At 73.7% G+C, this 16,822-nt stretch carries 13 protein-coding genes and 2 pseudogenes; 7 read left to right on the top strand and 8 right to left on the bottom strand.

The window, feature by feature from the left end:
* Window positions 1–274 precede the first annotated feature (274 nt).
* A complete protein-coding gene (locus tag OG444_RS36100; RefSeq protein ID WP_327266076.1) occupies window positions 275–1,504 on the bottom strand; it encodes a molybdopterin molybdotransferase MoeA in 1,230 nt (409 codons plus the stop codon).
* A 326-nt stretch (window positions 1,505–1,830) separates the two neighbouring features.
* Here OG444_RS36100 and OG444_RS36095 point away from each other — a divergent pair, with 326 nt between their 5' ends.
* Complete coding sequence (locus tag OG444_RS36095) at window positions 1,831–2,346, top strand: hypothetical protein (protein ID WP_327266075.1); 516 nt, start codon at window positions 1,831–1,833, stop codon at window positions 2,344–2,346.
* On the opposite strand, the gene OG444_RS36090 is transcribed toward OG444_RS36095, so the two are convergent.
* Window positions 2,267–3,787, bottom strand: coding sequence for a hypothetical protein (locus OG444_RS36090; RefSeq protein ID WP_327266074.1), 1,521 nt, complete (start codon window positions 3,785–3,787; stop codon window positions 2,267–2,269). The two genes, OG444_RS36095 and OG444_RS36090, sit on opposite strands and share 80 nt — an antisense overlap.
* Window positions 3,788–4,075: 288 nt before the next feature.
* On the opposite strand from OG444_RS36090, the gene OG444_RS36085 reads away from it, so the two are divergent.
* Window positions 4,076–5,554, top strand: a complete 1,479-nt coding sequence (locus tag OG444_RS36085) for a hypothetical protein (RefSeq protein ID WP_327266073.1) — start codon at window positions 4,076–4,078, stop codon at window positions 5,552–5,554.
* A gap of 12 nt (window positions 5,555–5,566) precedes the next feature.
* Here the strand turns inward: OG444_RS36085 and OG444_RS36080 are convergent, their stop codons facing one another.
* Window positions 5,567–6,073, bottom strand: coding sequence for a hypothetical protein (locus tag OG444_RS36080; RefSeq protein ID WP_327266072.1), 507 nt, complete (start codon window positions 6,071–6,073; stop codon window positions 5,567–5,569).
* Between the two features lie 181 nt (window positions 6,074–6,254).
* Window positions 6,255–8,402 carry a PIG-L family deacetylase gene (locus tag OG444_RS36075; RefSeq protein WP_327266071.1) on the bottom strand — a complete coding sequence of 716 codons (2,148 nt, stop codon included), beginning with the start codon at window positions 8,400–8,402 and terminating at the stop codon, window positions 6,255–6,257.
* A gap of 603 nt (window positions 8,403–9,005) precedes the next feature.
* On the opposite strand from OG444_RS36075, the gene OG444_RS36070 reads away from it, so the two are divergent.
* Entirely contained in the window at window positions 9,006–10,013 is a 1,008-nt protein-coding gene (locus OG444_RS36070) for a hypothetical protein (protein ID WP_327266070.1), read from the top strand.
* A gap of 36 nt (window positions 10,014–10,049) precedes the next feature.
* Here OG444_RS36070 and OG444_RS36065 read toward each other — a convergent pair.
* A pseudogene (locus OG444_RS36065) lies at window positions 10,050–10,244 on the bottom strand (hypothetical protein); the annotation flags it as partial.
* 99 nt (window positions 10,245–10,343) lie between these two features.
* Window positions 10,344–11,285, bottom strand: coding sequence for a nitrilase-related carbon-nitrogen hydrolase (locus tag OG444_RS36060; protein WP_327266069.1), 942 nt, complete (start codon window positions 11,283–11,285; stop codon window positions 10,344–10,346).
* Window positions 11,286–11,482: 197 nt separating this feature from the next.
* On the opposite strand from OG444_RS36060, the gene OG444_RS36055 reads away from it, so the two are divergent.
* Window positions 11,483–12,484: a LacI family DNA-binding transcriptional regulator gene (locus OG444_RS36055; protein WP_327266068.1), complete on the top strand. Its 1,002-nt coding sequence runs from the start codon at window positions 11,483–11,485 to the stop codon at window positions 12,482–12,484.
* A gap of 279 nt (window positions 12,485–12,763) precedes the next feature.
* Window positions 12,764–14,506, top strand: a complete 1,743-nt coding sequence (locus OG444_RS36050) for an immunity 49 family protein (RefSeq protein WP_327267036.1) — start codon at window positions 12,764–12,766, stop codon at window positions 14,504–14,506.
* Between the two features lie 131 nt (window positions 14,507–14,637).
* Here the strand turns inward: OG444_RS36050 and OG444_RS36045 are convergent, their stop codons facing one another.
* Window positions 14,638–15,285: a hypothetical protein gene (locus OG444_RS36045; RefSeq protein ID WP_327266067.1), complete on the bottom strand. Its 648-nt coding sequence runs from the start codon at window positions 15,283–15,285 to the stop codon at window positions 14,638–14,640.
* Between the two features lie 65 nt (window positions 15,286–15,350).
* On the opposite strand from OG444_RS36045, the pseudogene OG444_RS36040 reads away from it, so the two are divergent.
* A pseudogene (locus OG444_RS36040) lies at window positions 15,351–15,454 on the top strand (TraR/DksA family transcriptional regulator); the annotation flags it as partial.
* A gap of 55 nt (window positions 15,455–15,509) precedes the next feature.
* Here OG444_RS36040 and OG444_RS36035 read toward each other — a convergent pair.
* Window positions 15,510–15,992 carry a hypothetical protein gene (locus tag OG444_RS36035; protein WP_327266066.1) on the bottom strand — a complete coding sequence of 161 codons (483 nt, stop codon included), beginning with the start codon at window positions 15,990–15,992 and terminating at the stop codon, window positions 15,510–15,512.
* A 15-nt stretch (window positions 15,993–16,007) separates the two neighbouring features.
* Between OG444_RS36035 and OG444_RS36030 the strand changes: the two genes are divergently transcribed.
* Window positions 16,008–16,466: an LIC_13387 family protein gene (locus OG444_RS36030; RefSeq protein ID WP_327266065.1), complete on the top strand. Its 459-nt coding sequence runs from the start codon at window positions 16,008–16,010 to the stop codon at window positions 16,464–16,466.
* The last annotated feature ends 356 nt before the right edge of the window (window positions 16,467–16,822 follow it).

Here is a 16,822-nt window from a genome sequence, read left to right as displayed (position 1 = left end):
CGCCGAGGTCCGGGCGCTCGCGGCCAAAGCGGGCTGGACACTGGGCGGTTGGCACGCCGGCCACCTGACCGGGACCGGTCCGTCGGCGGACATCGGGGACGCGCCGCCCGGCTCTCCGAGCCACGCATACATCTGCCCGGAGAACGACCGCCCCCTGCGCCGCACGGTCGCGGGAGGGTGGCAGGCCCACTGGTTGCTGGAGGTCCGCCCCGTGGACGAACTCCGCGGTTTCGGCGGCTCGTACAAGCGGCTGCTCGATCTCGCCCGACGGCCGTCAGCGGGCGGTGAGCACCAGCGGCGCGGGGCTGCCGTCGGTCCAGTCCGGGGTGATCGCGGCGAGCGCGTCGCCCACGGCGGCGCCCTGGAGGAAGGCCGCGCGGTGCCCGTCGGCGATCGTGGCCCGCGCGCCGTCCCAGGCGACGGGTACCAGCCGGGTCAGGCCGGGCGCCGGCCGCATGAACCCGCGCACGGGGACCTGCGGCAGGGGATCGAGGACGCGTCCGGACAGGCCCGCGATCAGGGGGCCGAGCAGGGTACGGGCGGCCACCAGGGCGGCGTACGGGTTGCCCGGGAGACCGACCACCCATCGGTCCGGGGCGAGTTCGGCGAGCAGCATGGGATGGCCGGGCCGGCAGGCGACCGTGTCGACGACCATCCGCGCCCCGCAGTCGTCCAGCAGCCTGCGCAGCTGGTCGGTGGCGCCGACGGAGGTGGAGCCCGTGACCACGACGACGTCGGCGTGCCCCTGGGCCTCGTACACGGCCCCGGCCAGGCTTCCCGCCGGCCGGTCGGGGACGTACCGCACCGGTCCGGCCGCATCGCCGGGCTCACCGCCGAGTTCGGTGACCAGGGACGGCAGGAGCGGACCGAGGGCGTCGCGCACCCGGCCGCGGCCGGGAACACCGGCGTGGTCCAGCTCGTCCCCGGTGATCAGTACGCCGACCCGGGGGCGCGGCCGTACCGCCAGCGCATCGTGGCCGCAGGAGGCGGCGAGACCGAGCAGCGCGGGCCCGATCCCGGTGCCCGCCGGGGCGAGCGTGCGGCCCGCGGGAGCGTCCTCGCCCGCGCGCCGGATGTGCCGGCCCGGCGGCGGCAGAGGTCCGGACACCCGGCCGTCGTGCCCGGTCACCGCAGATTCCAGGGGGAGTACGGCCTGCGCCCCGGCCGGCACTTCGGCCCCGGTGGAGATCTCCACGCACTCCGCCGGGCCGAGCACGCCCGGCCAGGACGTGCCCGCGCGGACGACGGCCCGCACCCGCCAAGGACCGGGGCCGGACACCGCGTAGCCGTCCATGGCGGCCGTGTCGAAGCCCGGGAGCGGCTGCAGGGTGCGCAGGCCGTCGGCGAGGGTGAGCCCGGCCGCGCCGGCCAGCGCCACCGTACGGGCCGGCAACGGACGCGCCGCGCCGTGCGCCAGCGCCCGGGCCCGCGCCCAGGACACGGCCGGCGGCCGTGCCGGGATCCGGGGTGTGCGGACGGCGGTGGCGGCGGTCGTGGGAAGCATGGACCCCACTGTCGGGCGGTCGCGTTTCCGGGTCCCCGCGGGAGGGTTGCGGTTGCGCTCCGATCCGCTCACCGCCGACGGCCTGCCCACGTGAGCGCCCCGCTCGTGAGCGTCCCGTTTCACGAGCGCCCGGATCGCGAGCGCCCGGATCGCGAGCGCCCGGATCGCGAGCGCCCGGATCGCGAGCGTCCCGATCTCACCCGAGGGCCGATGCCTGGGAGGAGCGGTTCGCCCACCAGACCCCCGCGTACGAGGCCGCGGTCGCCCGGCTGCGGCTGCGGCCCGGCGGGCGGGCCGCGGACCTCGGCTGCGGCACCGGACGGGCCATGCCCGCGCTACGGGCGCAGGTCGGCGCCCGCGGCCACGTACTCGGTGTCGACGTCACCCCGGCCATGCCGGCCGCCGCCGCCCGGCACGGCCGCACCCGCCACGGGCATCTCGTCGCCGCCGACTGCACCCGGCTCCCTGCCCGGCGGGTCCGTTCAGGGGATCTTCTCGGCGGGACTGCTCGACCATCTCCCGGACCCGTCCGCCGCCCTGCGCGAATGGGCTTGTGTCACCGCGGCCGACGGCGTCCTGCTGCTCTTCCATCCTTCGGGCCGCGCGGAGCGCGCCGCCCGGCACGGCCGCTCCCCCGGCCCCGACGACCTGCTCACGGAGGGGAACCTGCGCCGCGCGCTGGAGACGACGGGCTGGGACCTGGCGGAGTACGAGGACGCCGCCGGTCACTTCCTGGCCCGTGCGGTGCCGCGCGGCTGACCCTCAGAGGCGGTGTATCCGGTCGATGCCGTACCAGTTCGCGATGCAGGCGGCGACCCAGTCCCGCTCGTAGTCCGATGTGAAGAAGGGCTCGGCCAGGCTTCCGATGGGCATGCGCCGGTAGCCGAGGTCGCCGGCGCCCGCCGCGGCCTCGGTCCGGATCCGGGAGTTCTGGGCGTCCCAGGCGACAGCGCGGGTGACGGTGGTGGTGGTGAGCTGCTTCACGTTCGGGACGAGCACGGCCAGCGAGGCCACCGCCAGGCCGGCCGCGGCCACGGCGGCGGCCGGCAGGGCCACGGCCGCGGCCTCCCGGCGCGCCAGGAACCGGCGGGCCCACGCCCCCAGCAGCACCCCGTAGACGCACAGCGCCAGTTCCATCAGTACGAGGTAGTTGGTCCAGGTACGGGCGTAGGTCCATCCGCTCGGGCCGTAGCCGCTGCGCAGGCCCAGCACCACCGCGAACGAGCCGAGCACCACCACGGGCACGGGGAGCAGCAGCAGGGCGATCAGCATCCTCCGCGGGACGGCCCGGCCCGGCTCCCGGCTCCCGCGCACCGCCGACGGCGCGGGCCCGTGCGCGGGCCCGGACGCGCCGAGCCCTGCCGCCAGGCCCAGCAGGAGACCGACGGCGACGGCGCCGAGGTAGGCCCACTGGCCGCTGACGGAGTCCCACATGAGCTGCCAGTCCTCGAAGGTGCCCCGGAGTTCGGTCGCGGAGAGCATCGGCTCCTTGGGCGGCTGCTGGGCCCGGCGCCAGCGGGCACCGGGGGAGGTGTAGAGCACGGCCAGTCCGACGACGAGTCCGGCGCACCAGAGCAGGCACCAGGTGAACGGCAGCCAGGTCCACGCCAGCTTGAGGCCGGGCAGGGCCAGCAGGGCGATCGCGGCCGCGAGGAGGCCGCTGACGAGGGCGAACGACTCGCTCAGGGTGCCGATCGCGAACCCGATGGCGAACGCGGCGGCGAAGCCCGCCGTGCGCGGGGCGCCACGGGGCCGGCGGACCGTCCGGATCGCCAGCAGCAGGGCCCATGCCCCGATGACGGCGGGAACGGTGTGGGAGATCGTGGCCGGCGCCCACAGCAGTACTTGATAGGTGCGCGTGCCGCCGTAGTAGAGCAGTGCCTGGAGGGCCAGGGCTGCGGCGATCAGGAACATCACCCGGGGTCTCTCACCGAGGTAGCGGAAGAACTGGATGCCGAGCAGGACCAGACCGGCCGTGAAGGTGACGGCGATGACCGTGGGAAGGATCTTCACCCCGGCCAGTCCGTCGCCGTAGACGATGCCGCTCAGGAAGGCATTGGTGATCCGGCCGTTCTGTGTCGCGTAGAAGTCGTGCGTGATGCCGAGGACTCCCAGATCGCGGGACTTCCAGGCGGCGCACCAGTCGTCCGACGTGGGCCGGACGTAGAGCCCGAGGAAACACCCGACCGCGATCAGGGCCCCGGCCGCTGCGGCGAGGCAGCCGCCCGCGCCCAGCAGGAGCCTGCGGACGAACCGGTTGCCCTCGGCCGAAGCAGTGCTCATTCACCAGCCCTTCGCAGCGACGGTCACACCAATGTGCCCGGCCCGCCGTCCGGCGGCATCCGGGAGAGGGCTCGCCGCAACGGGGCCCGCGGCCCCTCGTTCCGTGCGCCACGGGGGACTTCGGCCCTGCCACGGCCGTTGCGCCGTTGCTCCGTGCGTGGACGCGAGGATCGCTCCGGGTCCCCCGGTCACCCGGGCGGCGGGCATGTCGTGGCGGGCCCGGCACGGCTGTCCCACGATGGGAGATCCGGGGGCCGCGCGAACGGAAGCCCGACAGGAGGAGTGGCGATGACTGCTGCCCCGCTCGTTCGATGGGCGGCCGTCACGGCGTCACTCGCGAGCGTCGCCCTGCCCGTGTGCGTCGCGGCGGGCCCCGTCGGCCGGCACTCCGACGAGGAACGGCCGGTGTTCTTCGTCCGGCCCCTCGGACACCAGAGCCACGGCGATGCCGAGGGCCGCTACGCGCCCCTGTCGATGCTCGTCGCGCCGGCCGTCGGGCTCCTGTCCAACACGACCGCCGCCGAGGGCATCCCCTCGTCCGTCGCCCAGGGCGCGCGGTACGTCGAGGGGAGCCACGTACTGCGGCTGCTGTCCGGCCGGTGGAAGTACCTCCCCGCGGGCCGGACCGCGTCGGCCGTGGTGGCCCCCGAGGATCCGACGGCCCGTCTGCAGATCGCGGAGAGCCGCGCCTGGCTGGCCGCCGGCCGGGTCCCGGGCAGCACGCCGGCGCAGCGCGCGACCGCCGAGCGGGCCCTGCTGGCCATGAGGGGACTGCTGCGGCCGAACGGGGCCATGGCGGCGGGATGGTCCCCGGGCTGGATGTACTCCTGGCCGCGCGACTCCAGCTTCGCCTCCGCGGCCTTCGCCCACACCGGTCACGACGCCGAGGCCCACCGGATCCTGCTGTACAGCGCTGCGACCCAGCGCAAGGACGGTACGTGGGAGGCGCGCACGAAGCTCGACGGATCGGGCCCGCCGGACGGCAGGCGCCGGCAGCTCGACGCCAACGGCTGGGTTCCCTGGGCCACCTGGCAGTGGTACCGGACGGCGCCTCCCGTCACCCGCCGCGCCCGGCTGGCCGGCCTCTACCCGATGATCGTCAAGGCGGCCGACCGTGCGGCGGCCTCCCTGGGGGCGGACGGCCTGCCCCCGGCCTCCCCGGACTACTGGGAGGTGATGACGAACACCACGAACATCGGCACGGCCGCGCCCCTGCTGGCCGGGCTCAACTCCGCCGCGGACCTCGCCACCGAGCTGAACCGGCCCGCGGACGCCGCACGCTGGAGCGCCGCCGCCGGACGGCTCTCCGCCGGGATCTCCCGGAGGTTCGCCCCCCTCGGCTACCAGCGCACCGTCGACGGGCAGCACGGCCGGGACAGCGCCGTGGCCTTCATGGCGCCGCCCTTCAACACGGCCCCGGCGGACCTGCCCCGGGCGCTGGATTCCACGTACGAGGCGCTGCTCCTGCCCAACGGGGGTCTCACCCCCGGCAACGACCCGACGGCGCCCTGGGGTGCGAACGCCTGGACGCCCAGTACCTCGTTCTTCGCCCTCGCCTGGGCCTGTACGGGGAAGGCGGCGAAGGCCGGGCGGGTGCTGGACTGGGTCCTCTCCAAGCGGAACCCGCTCGGGGAACTCCCCGAGAAGGTGGACCGGACGGGCAGGCCCTCGTCGGTCGCGCCGCTGGCCTGGACGGGCTCGATCGTCGTCCTCTCCCTGGTGGCCCTCGACGGCAGCACGCTCCCCACCCCTCCGCCGAGGAAGTAGGGCGGCGCCGCCTCAGACGGGATCCGTTCCGTCACCGGGCGGTGGGGCGGTGCGCAGGCGCTGCAGCTCGGAGAGCAGCCTCTGGTACGCGAGCCTCTCGGCCTCCACCGCGCGCCGGAGGGGGAGGTGGTCCGGCTCCTGCCGGGACCGGGCCTCCTCGGCGGCGCCGACGCGGACCTCCCTCGCACGGTCCAGATCGTTCATCGCGGCCACGGTCGCGACATCGAGCAGTCTGTGATCGAGGACCTCGGCGAAGGCCCGCTCCGTCGGGGCGGTGAGCCTGTCGAGCCGCTCCGCGCAGCTCGCGGGGGCGGTCGTCGCGCCGCAGCCCTCTTCGAGGTCGCGGGAGAGCGAGCCGAGGATCGTTCCGAGCTCCGGGTATCCCCAGTCGGGCGCGGTGTCGTTGCTGCATGCACCCACCAGGGCCGTGAGGGTGGCGAAGGCGGTGAGGGCGGACAGCGCCCGGGGCCGCCCCGGTCCGCCGCACGCGCGTCGGCACGAGGTGTGAGGAGGGGTCATGAAAGCCCCGATCGCCCGTTGGTCCGATGGGTCCGATTGGCTGGAGTGCGGCCGCCCTTGATCCGTGAGGTGGTCCGCCCGCCATCCTCACCCGCCCCGATCCGCCGTGCCACCCGGCGGGCGTCGGGCGTCGGGCTCAGGCCCGGTCGCAGCCGCAGCGGGCTGCCGCAACCGCCGCAGGTCACTGCGGCGGCTGGCCTCCGGCGACCGTCGAGCCCGGCCTTCCGGCCTGCGCGAGCGTCCAGGGCTGGACCGCCCGGTGCCACGGGGAGGGCGTCCGGCTGCCGGGCGGCAGGGAGCCGCCCGGCGGGACCGCCGAGATGACGTGCAGGTCGGCGTCCAGGCCCAGCGCGGCCGCGACGGCCGTACCGGCCCACCCCGCCACGGCGGCCGGTGCGCCCGTGTACAGCATCTGGGACTCCTGCCAGGGCTGCGGACCGTCGATGCCCGCCACGCCGATCGTGCCCGCACCCGCGCGGCCCGCGAGCAGGTCGCCCGCGATGCCGACCGCCCCGTAGCCGCCCAGACCGCCGGCCTCGGCGACCGGGGAGAACTCCGGTGCGGACCCGGCGACGCGGGCCAGACCGGTGGCGACGGTGCCGATGCCGGGCCAGCGGAAGAACAGGCGGACGCCGTCGCCCTCCGGGCGCACGGAGAGCGCGCCCGTCGTCTGGGGCAGTCCGGTCGGGAAGGGGCCGCCGAACGGAGCGCCGGGCGCCGGCTGGACCCAGGCCAGTACGGAGTCCGCCGTGGCCGCGTACACGTGGCGCCGGCCCGACTCGTCGGTGGCGGTGACCGGGTCGCCCTGCAGACCCGCGCCGCCCAGGGCCCGCCACTCCCCGAAGGCACCGCCCGGCGCCGCCTGCGCCCGGGCGCGCAGCGTACGCCGGGAGTCGCGGACGTACACCGTCATCCGGCCTTCGGGATCCACGGCGACGGACGGCGCGCCGATCGCCGAGGTACCGGCCGGGTCCACGGTGTCCGGGGTGCCCAGCGACTGCCACGGGCCGAATCCGCCGTCGACCTCGCTCTGGAGGGCGTAGACGATCTCCCGGCCGTAGTCCTGGGGCGTCGCGCCGAGGGTGGTGCGGGTGGCGAACACGCCGATCCGGCCGTCCCAGAGCCGGACGGCCGATGCCCCCGAGTCGATGCCGTCGCCGGGCAGGAACGCGGGACCCTCCCACAGGGCCTGCGGGCCACTGCGCGACCAGTAGGCCATCCGGCCGTCCAGGGCGGCGAAGGCCCAGAGCCGTCCGGAGACACCCTCGGTCATCCAGGAGGTGCCGTCACCGCGGCTGTAGCGGATGGTCTGGCTCCAGCCGGCCCCGGCGGGCCTGGTCGCCGTCTTGCGGTCGCCGCAGCCCGCGGGGCTGCCGCACCAGTCCTGGTGGTCCGTCCAGGCGTAGGTCTTGAGGTAGCCGAGCTTCTCCTCGGCGGTCTGCGGGTCGAGCGTCGGGGGCAGCGAGCTGTTGGGGTAGCTCACGTAGTTCTGGACCGAGAAGTGGGGCCGGTCCGTGGACTTCGCGTAGCGGTCGGCGGCGGCCTGCACGAAGCGGGCGCCGTACATGTGGTCCTGGTGGTCGAGGAAGGCGCCGCCCCCCTCGGCCCGGCCCGGGGTCGGGTCCTGCGTGCGTATCGTCGTCGGCCGGTAGGCCTCGAACACGCCCGCGATGGCGGCCACGGCCTGGTCCTTGGTGTACGAGAACCATTGCTCGACCGGCGTCCCGGAGGTCAGCTGGGCGCCGAGGGCCGGGGTGCGGCCGTCCCACAGGCCACGGAGGCTGTCCGGATTGTCCCCGGAGATGCTGCGGGCCTCGCGCAGCTGCATCCATACGAGGTTGACCTGGGGCCTGGCGACCAGGACGTCCACCTCGGCGCTGCCGCCCCCGGCGGTGGGTATGGAGCTCCGCTCCCAGGCGCTGGCCCGGTCCCCGGTGGCCATCTGCGCGTAGGCGGCGCGTATGCCGTTCTGCCGGGCCTCCGCGTAGGCGGCGCGGTCGGCGGGACCTGCCGCGTCCTGGAGGTGAGGGCTGTGGGCCTCGTTCCGGCCGTCGGACTCGCCGGAGGTCAGGTAGACGGTGGTGACCTTGATGCCCGTCGATATGGAGCGGCTCAGGTCGGGGTTCATGAAGAACAGGTCGTCGTCGGGGTGGGCGACGACCTGGAGGGCGGAGCCCTCGGTCACGCTCGGGCTGACCATCGCCTCGGGCGCCAGCGCCTGTGGCTCGCCCGCCTGCCCGTGCCCGTAGGCCCAGGTCGTGACGCCGGCGACGCCGACGGAGAACGCGGCGAGCAGGGCCGCGAGTCGGGTGCGGCTGGCCAGGGACATGTACAGCGCCTTGGGGGTCGGTCCGGTGCGGCAATCCGCGGGGAGGTCGGTCGGTGCCCCGCTGGCTCCACTGCTCCTGGAGACGACCGGCGCCGATTATGTCCCGCACGTTTGTGGCTGACACACCCTCAAGTCACTTATGACGGGAAAGCCAGTTGTGCCAGAAATGCATACGGCTTGCCCGATTTATCACCTCTTGGGTAATACGCCCGCCAATGGCGCCGGAACCGGTATATGCGCTGGCCACCAGCCGATTGACCCGGCATCGGCGAGCCGACGAGCACGACCACTCCCCCGCCCTCCCCCCTTGCACGTGTCGCATCGCACACCGCTCCTCGGGGCGGCCGGGGGCGCGGCGGCACCCCGCGACACCCGTTGCCGCCCGGCCCGCCCCGAGCCCGAACCCACGTACGACCCACCGTCGGTGACGCGACCCCCTCCCCTCCCGTCCGGATCGACCCGGCGCACCGATCGGTGAAGCCGAGGCGGCCCGCCCCCTCCAGCACTAACATGGATGAGAACGACCGAAATGACCCATTTCGCACATTCGGATTGGGCGGATCGAGCCGATCCGAGTCGACCGACCGGCCCCGAGGACGGTCGATGTCGATGCAGCGCACCAGGGCCTCGCGCCCGCGCAGGGGGATCCCCGCCGTGGCCACCGTCGTCACCGTGACCGCCGCATGTGTCCTGTCGGGCGCCGCGCAGCCGGGCGCCGCGCAGCCGGGCAGGCAGGCGCCTTCGTGCACCACGGCGCCACCGGACAGCTTCTGGCACGCCCCGGTGGACACCCTTCCCGTGCACCCGAGCTCCGACCGGTACGTCGCCTCGATCGGGGCCGCAGAGCCCCTCCACCCGGACTTCGGGGCGGGACTCGCCGAGGGGCAGCCCTTCGGCATTCCCATCAATGTCTCGGACACGACGGTGCCGGAGTCCACGCTCTCCTTCGACTACCCGGAGGAGAGCGATCCCGCCGGGTACCGGATCCCGCAGGACGCCAGGATCGAGAACGGTCCGGCGAGCGACGGGGACCGTCACGTCGTCGTCTGGGACCGCGCCCTGTGCAAGTCCTACGAGCTCTTCGACGCCGAGAAGCAGGGCGGCAGCGCCTGGCACGCCGGCTCGGGTGCGGTCTTCGACCTGCGGTCGAACGCCCTGCGGCCCGACGGATGGACCTCGGCCGACGCCGCCGGCCTGGCCATCCTCCCCGGCCTGGTACGCCACGACGAGGCGGCGGCCGGGCGGATCGACCACGCGATCCGCATCACAGTCCCTCGCTCGGACCAGAGCCATCTCTGGCCCGCACGGCACCAGGCGGGCTCGGCGGCGGACAGCTCACTGCCTCCCATGGGGCTGCGCCTGCGGCTCAAGGGCTCGGTGGACACCTCATCACTCGCCCCGCAGGCCAAGGCCGTGGCCGAGGCGCTCAAGAAGTACGGCGTCATCGTCGCGGACAACGGCTCGCCCTGGTACATCACCGGTGAGGAGAACCCCCGTTGGGACAACTCCCAGCTCAACGCGCTCAAGAACTTCAAGGGATCGGACTTCGAGGCGGTCGACGCCTCGGGGCTCCAGCAGTCGCCGGACTCCGGTGCCGTCGCACCGAAGTGACCGGCGCGATCGGCGCGATCGGCGCGACACTCCCCAAACCGGGCAGGGCCGGTACCCGAGGCCGAGTTCGCGGTCGACGGCGTAGCCGGTGCGCATCGACGCGTCCGTGACCTGCCGCCAGGAGCCGTATTTGGCGCAGAGCCGGTCCGCGGTCGGACCCAGCGGGTTGCCGCACTTGGCGATGTTCCGCTGCTCCAGAACCCGGACCTGCTCCGGGGCCATTCGTCGGCGGAGACGGGGCGGGCGAGCGGCGCGGCGATGAGGGGGCGGCTCCGGAATCCGGCGGGCCGTCATCGGCAAGGCGGAGTACGACGACGGCAGGGCGCCCCTCTAGAGGACGTCGAGCCGTTCGGTGAGGCTTCCGTAGAGCGCGGGGCGGCGGGTGCGCATGAGCCCGAACTCCAGCCAGTCGCGGCGCTGGTCGAGGTCGAGGTCGGCGACGAGGACGGCCTCGCGGTCGCGCGGGGCGCGCAGCATGACGCGGCCGTAGGGGTCGGAGATGAAGGAGGAGCCGTAGAAGGTGGAACGGCCCTCGGTGCCGACGCGGTTGGGCACGATGGCGAAGAGGGCGTTGGCCAGGCCGTTGGCGGTGATGGCGTGCTCCCACATGGGCCGGGTGTCGAAGTCCGGGAGGTCCACCTCGGAGCCGATGGCGGTGGGGTGGACGAGGATCTCGGCGCCGGCCAGGGAGTAGGCGCGGGCGAGCTCCGGGAACCACTCGTCCCAGCAGGTGGGGAAGCCGAAGCGGGCTCCCTCGTGGCTGACGACGGGGAATCCGCTGTCGCCGGGGCGGAAGCACAGGTCCTCGCGGTAGCCGGGGAAGGCGGGGATGTGGTTCTTGCGGGTCCGGGCGATCAGCTTGCCGTCGGAGTCGACGCAGACGGCGGTGTTGTAGCCGAGGCCGCCGTCCTCGGCGCGCTCGTAGAGGGAGGCGTGGACGGTGATGCCGAGCCCGGTGGCGAGTTCGGCCGCGAGGGCGACGGTGGGGCCGGTCTCCACGTCCTCCAGGTAGCGGGCGGCGCCGTCGGCCATGGGGTCGTCGGTGTTGCAGAAGTAGGGGCTGCGGGTGAGCTCCGGGAGGCAGACGACGGTGGCGCCCTGCCCGGCGGCCAGGGCGACGCCCTCGCGGAGCCGGTTGTCGTGCTCGGCGGCGTCGGCGTACCAGCGCATCTGGACGAGGCCGACGCGCAGCGGGTCGCGTTCGCCGGGCTGGGTGCGGCCCGGGGAGCCGAGGGGGGATCCGTAGGAGGTGAGGAGCGCGTACGAGGTCACGGGCGGGCTGCTTTCGAAGATCTGACTGAATTTTCAGTCAGGATGCGGGACGCGGAAACGATCGGTCAAGGGGCACCCGGCGCGGCACCGCGCGACGGATGGAGGGCGATGGTGGTGCCGGAACGTTCCGGCGTAACGAATGTAAACCCTGCCGGAACGTTCCGGCAAGGCCGGACCGAACGTCTAGAATTCGGGGCGTGACCCCACCTGCCGTGACCCTGCTCGATGTCGCCCGCGCCGCCGGCGTCTCCAAGAGCACCGTCTCCGACGCGCTCCAGGGCTCGGGCCGGGTCGCCGAAGCCACCCGTGAACGGGTCCGCGAGATCGCGGAGGAGCTCGGCTACCGCCCCAACAGCGCCGCCCGCCGGCTGCGCCGTTCCAGCACCGGGGCCATCGGCCTGCACCTGCCGCAGACCGCCACCCGGCTGGACTACTACATGAACCTGGCCTTCGGGGCCGTCGAGCGCGCCCAGGAGGGCGGCCTGGACGTGGTCCTGCTCGCCCCGGCCGGCGGCGCCTCCGGCCCGCTCGCCTCCCGGGTCGACGGACTCCTCGTGATCGACCCCGAGGTCGGCGACAGCGCGGTACCGGGTCTGCTCGACGCGGGCGTCCCCGTCGTCACCGGGGAGCGCTACCTCGGCCCCTCCCCCACCCCCACGGGCGCGGTGGTCTGCGACAACGCCGCCTCGCTGACCGCCCTCCTCGACCACGTGCGCGACCGCGGCGCCCGCCGCCCCGCGCTGCTCGCCCCCGAGGGCACCTCGGCCTGGGCCCGGGCCCTGCGCGAGACCGCGGCCGCCTGGGGCACCTCGTACGGCATCGAAGTCGCCCTGCGCACCGTGCCGTTCGCGGCGACCGCGGCCGACGCGGAGGCCGCCACCCGTCGGCTGCTCGCATCCGATCCGGGGATCGACGCCGTGATCTGCGCCCCCGACGGAGCCGCCCCCGGAGCCCTGAGCGCCGCAACCGCCCTCGGCCGCACGGTCGGCGCCGATCTGCTGGTCGCCTCGTGCGTCGACGGCGTCGCGAACCGCAGTGCCGAGCCGCCCGTCACAGCGGTCGATCTGCGCCCGGCCGGCTACGGACGGGCCTGCGCGGAACTCCTGTCCGACATCCTCGCCGGCCGCGCGGCGCCCGACACCGTCCGCCACCACACCTGGGTCCTGGAAACCAGGCCCTCCACGACGGGAGCCGGCTGACGGACCGCCCGCGCCCCGAGGGGCGAAGGACGGGATCGATCCCCGCCAGTTCCCGTGCACCTCCCGAGCCCCCCACGGCGAAGCGGTCGTCGGCGACCGCCCACGCGAACGCGACCAGCGTCAGTCCGGCGCTGTCCATGCACCGGAGCAGGGCTTGCGATGTCACCCGGGTGACAAAGGTGTCGCCGCCCGACAGCACACGGCCTGTCAGATCCCGCACCTAGGCTGTCCGCAGAGATTCGATCAAGGAGCAGGGCAGTGCGAATAGAACGTCACCAGGTGAGCGGGGCCGTCGTGTCGGCAGCGCGCGAGGACTTCACGAACCGTATCGGAGGCCAGGTGCGGTCCATGTCGCGGGCCGGCCGGATGGCCGCCTACGAGTGGCAGTCGATCGCCGACGAATTCCTCGACTACCTGGGTGCCCTCTCCGTCGAGACGCCCGGCCTCGGCACCGCGGAGGCGAAAGCCGCCCTCAAGGACGCCTCCGAGGCCGCGGCCGGCGCCGTCGCCTACGCGGCCTACCACCCGCACTGCAGCTTCAACGTCTTCCTGGACTACGTGAACTTCGGCGTGCGCTACGACCCGGGTGAGGACGACCACGAGGAGAGCGTCACGCCCGGGGACTGGATCGACGCGCTCTGCCTGGCGGTCCTCAGGGGCAAGGCGCAGTGGCACGGCGAGGCCTTCCACTTCGCCCGGGAGAAGTTCGCCGCGCAGGAGAAGGGAACGCCCACGGGCGAGCTCGCCACAGGACTGACGGCCGTGGTCCTGGACTACACCGGCGATGACGAGGAGTACCCGCCGAGCGCGCAGGCCAAGATCGCCGCCGTCGACGCGGCCCTGGATCGCATCCGTACCCACGCCGCTGAGACGGGCGAGCCCCTCCTGGACCGGCCGAACAGCCTGGCGCTGCGGACGCTGCGCGCGCTGGCTGCCGAGGACCGGCAGGCCTTCGGCGCCGGACTGGCCGATCTCCTGGCCGGGCACGCCGCCCGGCAGGGCCCGGCGGCCTCCACGAGCAGCCTTCTCCCGCTCGTCCCCATCGCCCTGGCGGCGCTCGCGTACCGGACCCTGGGCTGGGCGCCGGCCGTCCGCACGGACTACCTCCCGCACGCGCTGATCACCGGCTTCGAGACCCGGGGGCCGCGGGTCGCCGGCTTCGGCCGGAACCGCCGGCCGGACGCGGTCGCCGCCCTCGCCGCGGGCCCGCTGGTGGTGGAGCGGCCCGCCTGTGAGCGTGAGCGTGACGGGTTGCGGCGGGTCGAGGCCATGTACGAGGAACACGTGCGAGAGGCGTTCACCCCCGCCGACGGAAAGCCCCTTGCCGTCGGGTGTCTCGCCGACGTCATGGCCGATCAGGAGCGCCTCTTCAAGTGGCGGGCCGGAAACCCCGGCGACATCGCGGATGCCCAGCTCGCCACCCTTCGGCTGGCCTCCGGCGCGGGGGCGGCCCTGTTCCGCATCGCGCTGGCGGAGCCGGGCACCGAGGCCGAGGTGAGCGTCGGCGGCCGGACGCTGCGTTACCCGGCCGGGCGCGGTGAGGCGGCCGGCGCGGCGAACTGGCAGCGGGCCACCGCCTTCGCCCTGATCACCGGCGCACGCGAGGACCTCGCCCCGCTGGTCCTCACCGGCCCCGCCTTCGCCCGCCCGGACGGCTCCGCCGTCAACGGGTACTGCGAAGCCCTGCACGCCTATCTGAAGGGCGTCGATGCCGGACCGGCCGCGCAGCGGGCGCTGGAGCAGACCGAGCAGGCCAAGGACTGGGGCTTCGCGATACCGCCGACCGTGCTGCTCTCGCAGCTCGTTGAGGGCGACGAGGAGAGCTTCAACCTCGCCCTGGCCGACGCGCTCGAAGCCCACCGCGCGTACTACGAGGTCGCCGACCGCTCCGACGAACCGGCCGCTTCCGTCAACCTCGACGTCCTCGCACTCGCCTGCCACGCCCGTCGCCGCGGCTGGGACATCCGCGTCGAATCCGCGTACCTGCCGCAGGCGCTCCTGCAGGCCGCCGATCCCTTCTAGGTGTGCTGTCCGGACAGGTTGGTGACGCGGCCGGCGGATGTCTGGCCACTGATGCCGGTGGGGGTTGTGGCCGCCTCCGTCGGGGATCCGGCCGAGTCTCTTGACGTCGACGTACTCCTCGCAGGTGGCCCTCAGTCCGTGAGGAAGGCTCCCTCACGACAAGGGCGGCAGACGAAGACGTAGCCCAGCTGACCGCCGAGATTCATCGCGGTCTCCCGGGTTGTCCCCTCCTCCAGGTGTGCCGCGAACTCCATGGTGCCGGTGCAGGCGGGGCATACGGGCAGGCGGTCGTCCTCGAGGTAGGAGGGGCTGCCCCCGATTGACCCGAGCACTTCGCGCTGCTTCCCGAATCGTTCTTCGGGTTCCCGCTTCCATCCCGAGCGGGCAAGGTCGTAGGCGTCAGGCTCGATCCCTTCCTCGTCGCAGGCATCTTCGGGGTCGATCGTCACGACGTGGGTGCGGATGGCGGAGGTGGCGGGCAGCAGCGTCAGTCCCGCTTCGGGTACGGCTACCGGCCGCAGTTCCTCCCGGGGAAACAGATAGACCCTGTTCGCGCTGGAGCTCGCGTCCCAGAACTCACACGCCCCGGGGTCGTTCTGGCACAGGAACACCGACAGGACACCGTCTTCGACGGGGAGATGGGCGAAGAACTGAAGCGGTCCCCCGCAGCCGCACAGGGGCCAGGCGAATCCGGCAGGAGCCAGCGGCACGCCCCCGGTACGCGCGACGTCGGAATCGGCCGGTGCGGAGCCGTCGTAGATCATCAGTGCTGTCTGCATGGCGAGAGGCTACTGGCCGCCTGTGACAGGCCCGGGGGCGAGGGCGCCTCGCGCGGGCGGCCGCGCTGAGCCGCGACTTCGACGGGATCGGCGCGGCTGTCGCATGGTCGCGGTCGACGACGAGCACGACCCCGAAGGAGGCAGCACCGCCTTCGAGCGGTCTCACGTGGTCGGCTCGGGGCTGAACTCACTCGGCTGCGTGCGCAGGCAGGGCTGACGGGCGATCAAGCAGCGAAGCCGATCGCCTGCAGCCTGATCTGCGTCCGACGTCTCTTCAGCGGTCCCAGAGTGACCGGCTGGGAGTCCGAGCGCGGCCCCAGGGCGCTGTGCTGGGTCACGCCGGCCGGAGCATCGGAACCCGACTCCCGACGCTTCAACTCGACCAGCTTCGAACGGAGGTCTGTCGCCGGCTCACCGAGCACGATGGCGCTGATCACCAACTCAAGCATGACGCAGTCATGGGCATCGTTCGTTCCTCGATAGCGTTCGACGTCGCGCTCGACCAAGGCACTGTCGATCCGCCATCCACCACCATCAACGGGCGCGAAGGTCGCTGCGAAGGTCCCGTTACCAGTCCGGCTTCGGTGCAGGAAGACGACCTGCATCCGGTGTGCGAGCTGCAGCCGCCCCCACAACCAGGCCTCTACATGTGTAGAGTGCGGCGCACACCCTCTACTTCTGTAGAGGGCGGCCTCGTTCGACTTCAAGGAGCCACGGTGAGCGTGACCGTCACACCCGTCCTCGAGCGCAAGCCCCGGCCCAAGCCGCTGCGACCCTTCAGAGTCGGGGCCGGCGGCTTCCTCCTGCTGGGCACGGGACACCTCGCTCTTGCAGCCGCGACGGCGCTGGCCGACCCCACCCCCGAGCAGCAAGCCTCCTCGGCAGCCATGCGGGAGTCGAGGACGACCCTCCTCGGTCTGGAGCGCAGCACCCTCGACATCGTCCAGGGCATGAGCCTCGTCATGGCTCTGTTCGTCATCGTGTGCGGGCTCCTCGCCCTCACCGCCGTCCGGCACGCCCCGGCACTGATCGAACGGCGCACCCCCTTCGGATGGATCCCGCTCGTCGCCTCACTGGTGGGCCTGGCGCTTTCCGTCCTGCTCCTGCCCATGCCGCCGATCGTCGTCCTCACTGTCACCAGCTGCGCCTTCGCCCTGTCCTTGCGCCGGGCGACACCCTGATCCGGTCTCGGCAGGATGTGCGCCGCACCCCCGCCGGCCGGCCCGGCCACCCCCCGCACATCGGCCGGGCCACCGGGTGCACCACCTCGACGTGCCGCACCAGCACGTAGAGCCGAGGGGACGTTCCCGCCCGGGCGGCGGTGGCTGTCGGATCGACGGCGCACCTACCGGGCTGAGACCAGGACCGGCAGGCGCGCGGCCGAGCTGAAGTCGCCGCCATCGACCCCGGCTGGAACCCGCACGAGCAGGGGCGGGCCGTCCACAGCACGCCGACGGCCTTCCGGCCGGCCCGGGCGGCGATCCGATCCAGCATGCCGGCGGCGCGCAGCGCGGCCAACGGCGACTCATCCGGCCAG

The sequence above is a fragment of the Streptomyces sp. NBC_01232 genome (assembly GCF_035989885.1).
In the GTDB taxonomy this organism is placed as follows: domain Bacteria; phylum Actinomycetota; class Actinomycetes; order Streptomycetales; family Streptomycetaceae; genus Streptomyces.
The sequence above is the reverse complement of the archived record's forward strand: the minus strand, read 5'-3'. Positions and strand labels throughout refer to the sequence as shown.

Excerpts from the sequence above, each read along its gene's own strand:
- OG444_RS36045 (WP_327266067.1), bottom strand. The coding sequence starts at position 15,285 with ATGCAGACAGCACTGATGATCTACGACGGCTCCGCACCGGCCGATTCC.
- OG444_RS36095 (WP_327266075.1), top strand. The coding sequence starts at position 1,831 with ATGCCCGCGCTACGGGCGCAGGTCGGCGCCCGCGGCCACGTACTCGGT.
- OG444_RS36070 (WP_327266070.1), top strand. The coding sequence starts at position 9,006 with ATGTCGATGCAGCGCACCAGGGCCTCGCGCCCGCGCAGGGGGATCCCC.
- OG444_RS36100 (WP_327266076.1), bottom strand. The coding sequence starts at position 1,504 with ATGCTTCCCACGACCGCCGCCACCGCCGTCCGCACACCCCGGATCCCG.
- OG444_RS36080 (WP_327266072.1), bottom strand. The coding sequence starts at position 6,073 with ATGACCCCTCCTCACACCTCGTGCCGACGCGCGTGCGGCGGACCGGGG.
- OG444_RS36090 (WP_327266074.1), bottom strand. The coding sequence starts at position 3,787 with ATGAGCACTGCTTCGGCCGAGGGCAACCGGTTCGTCCGCAGGCTCCTG.
- OG444_RS36085 (WP_327266073.1), top strand. The coding sequence starts at position 4,076 with ATGACTGCTGCCCCGCTCGTTCGATGGGCGGCCGTCACGGCGTCACTC.
- OG444_RS36075 (WP_327266071.1), bottom strand. The coding sequence starts at position 8,402 with ATGTCCCTGGCCAGCCGCACCCGACTCGCGGCCCTGCTCGCCGCGTTC.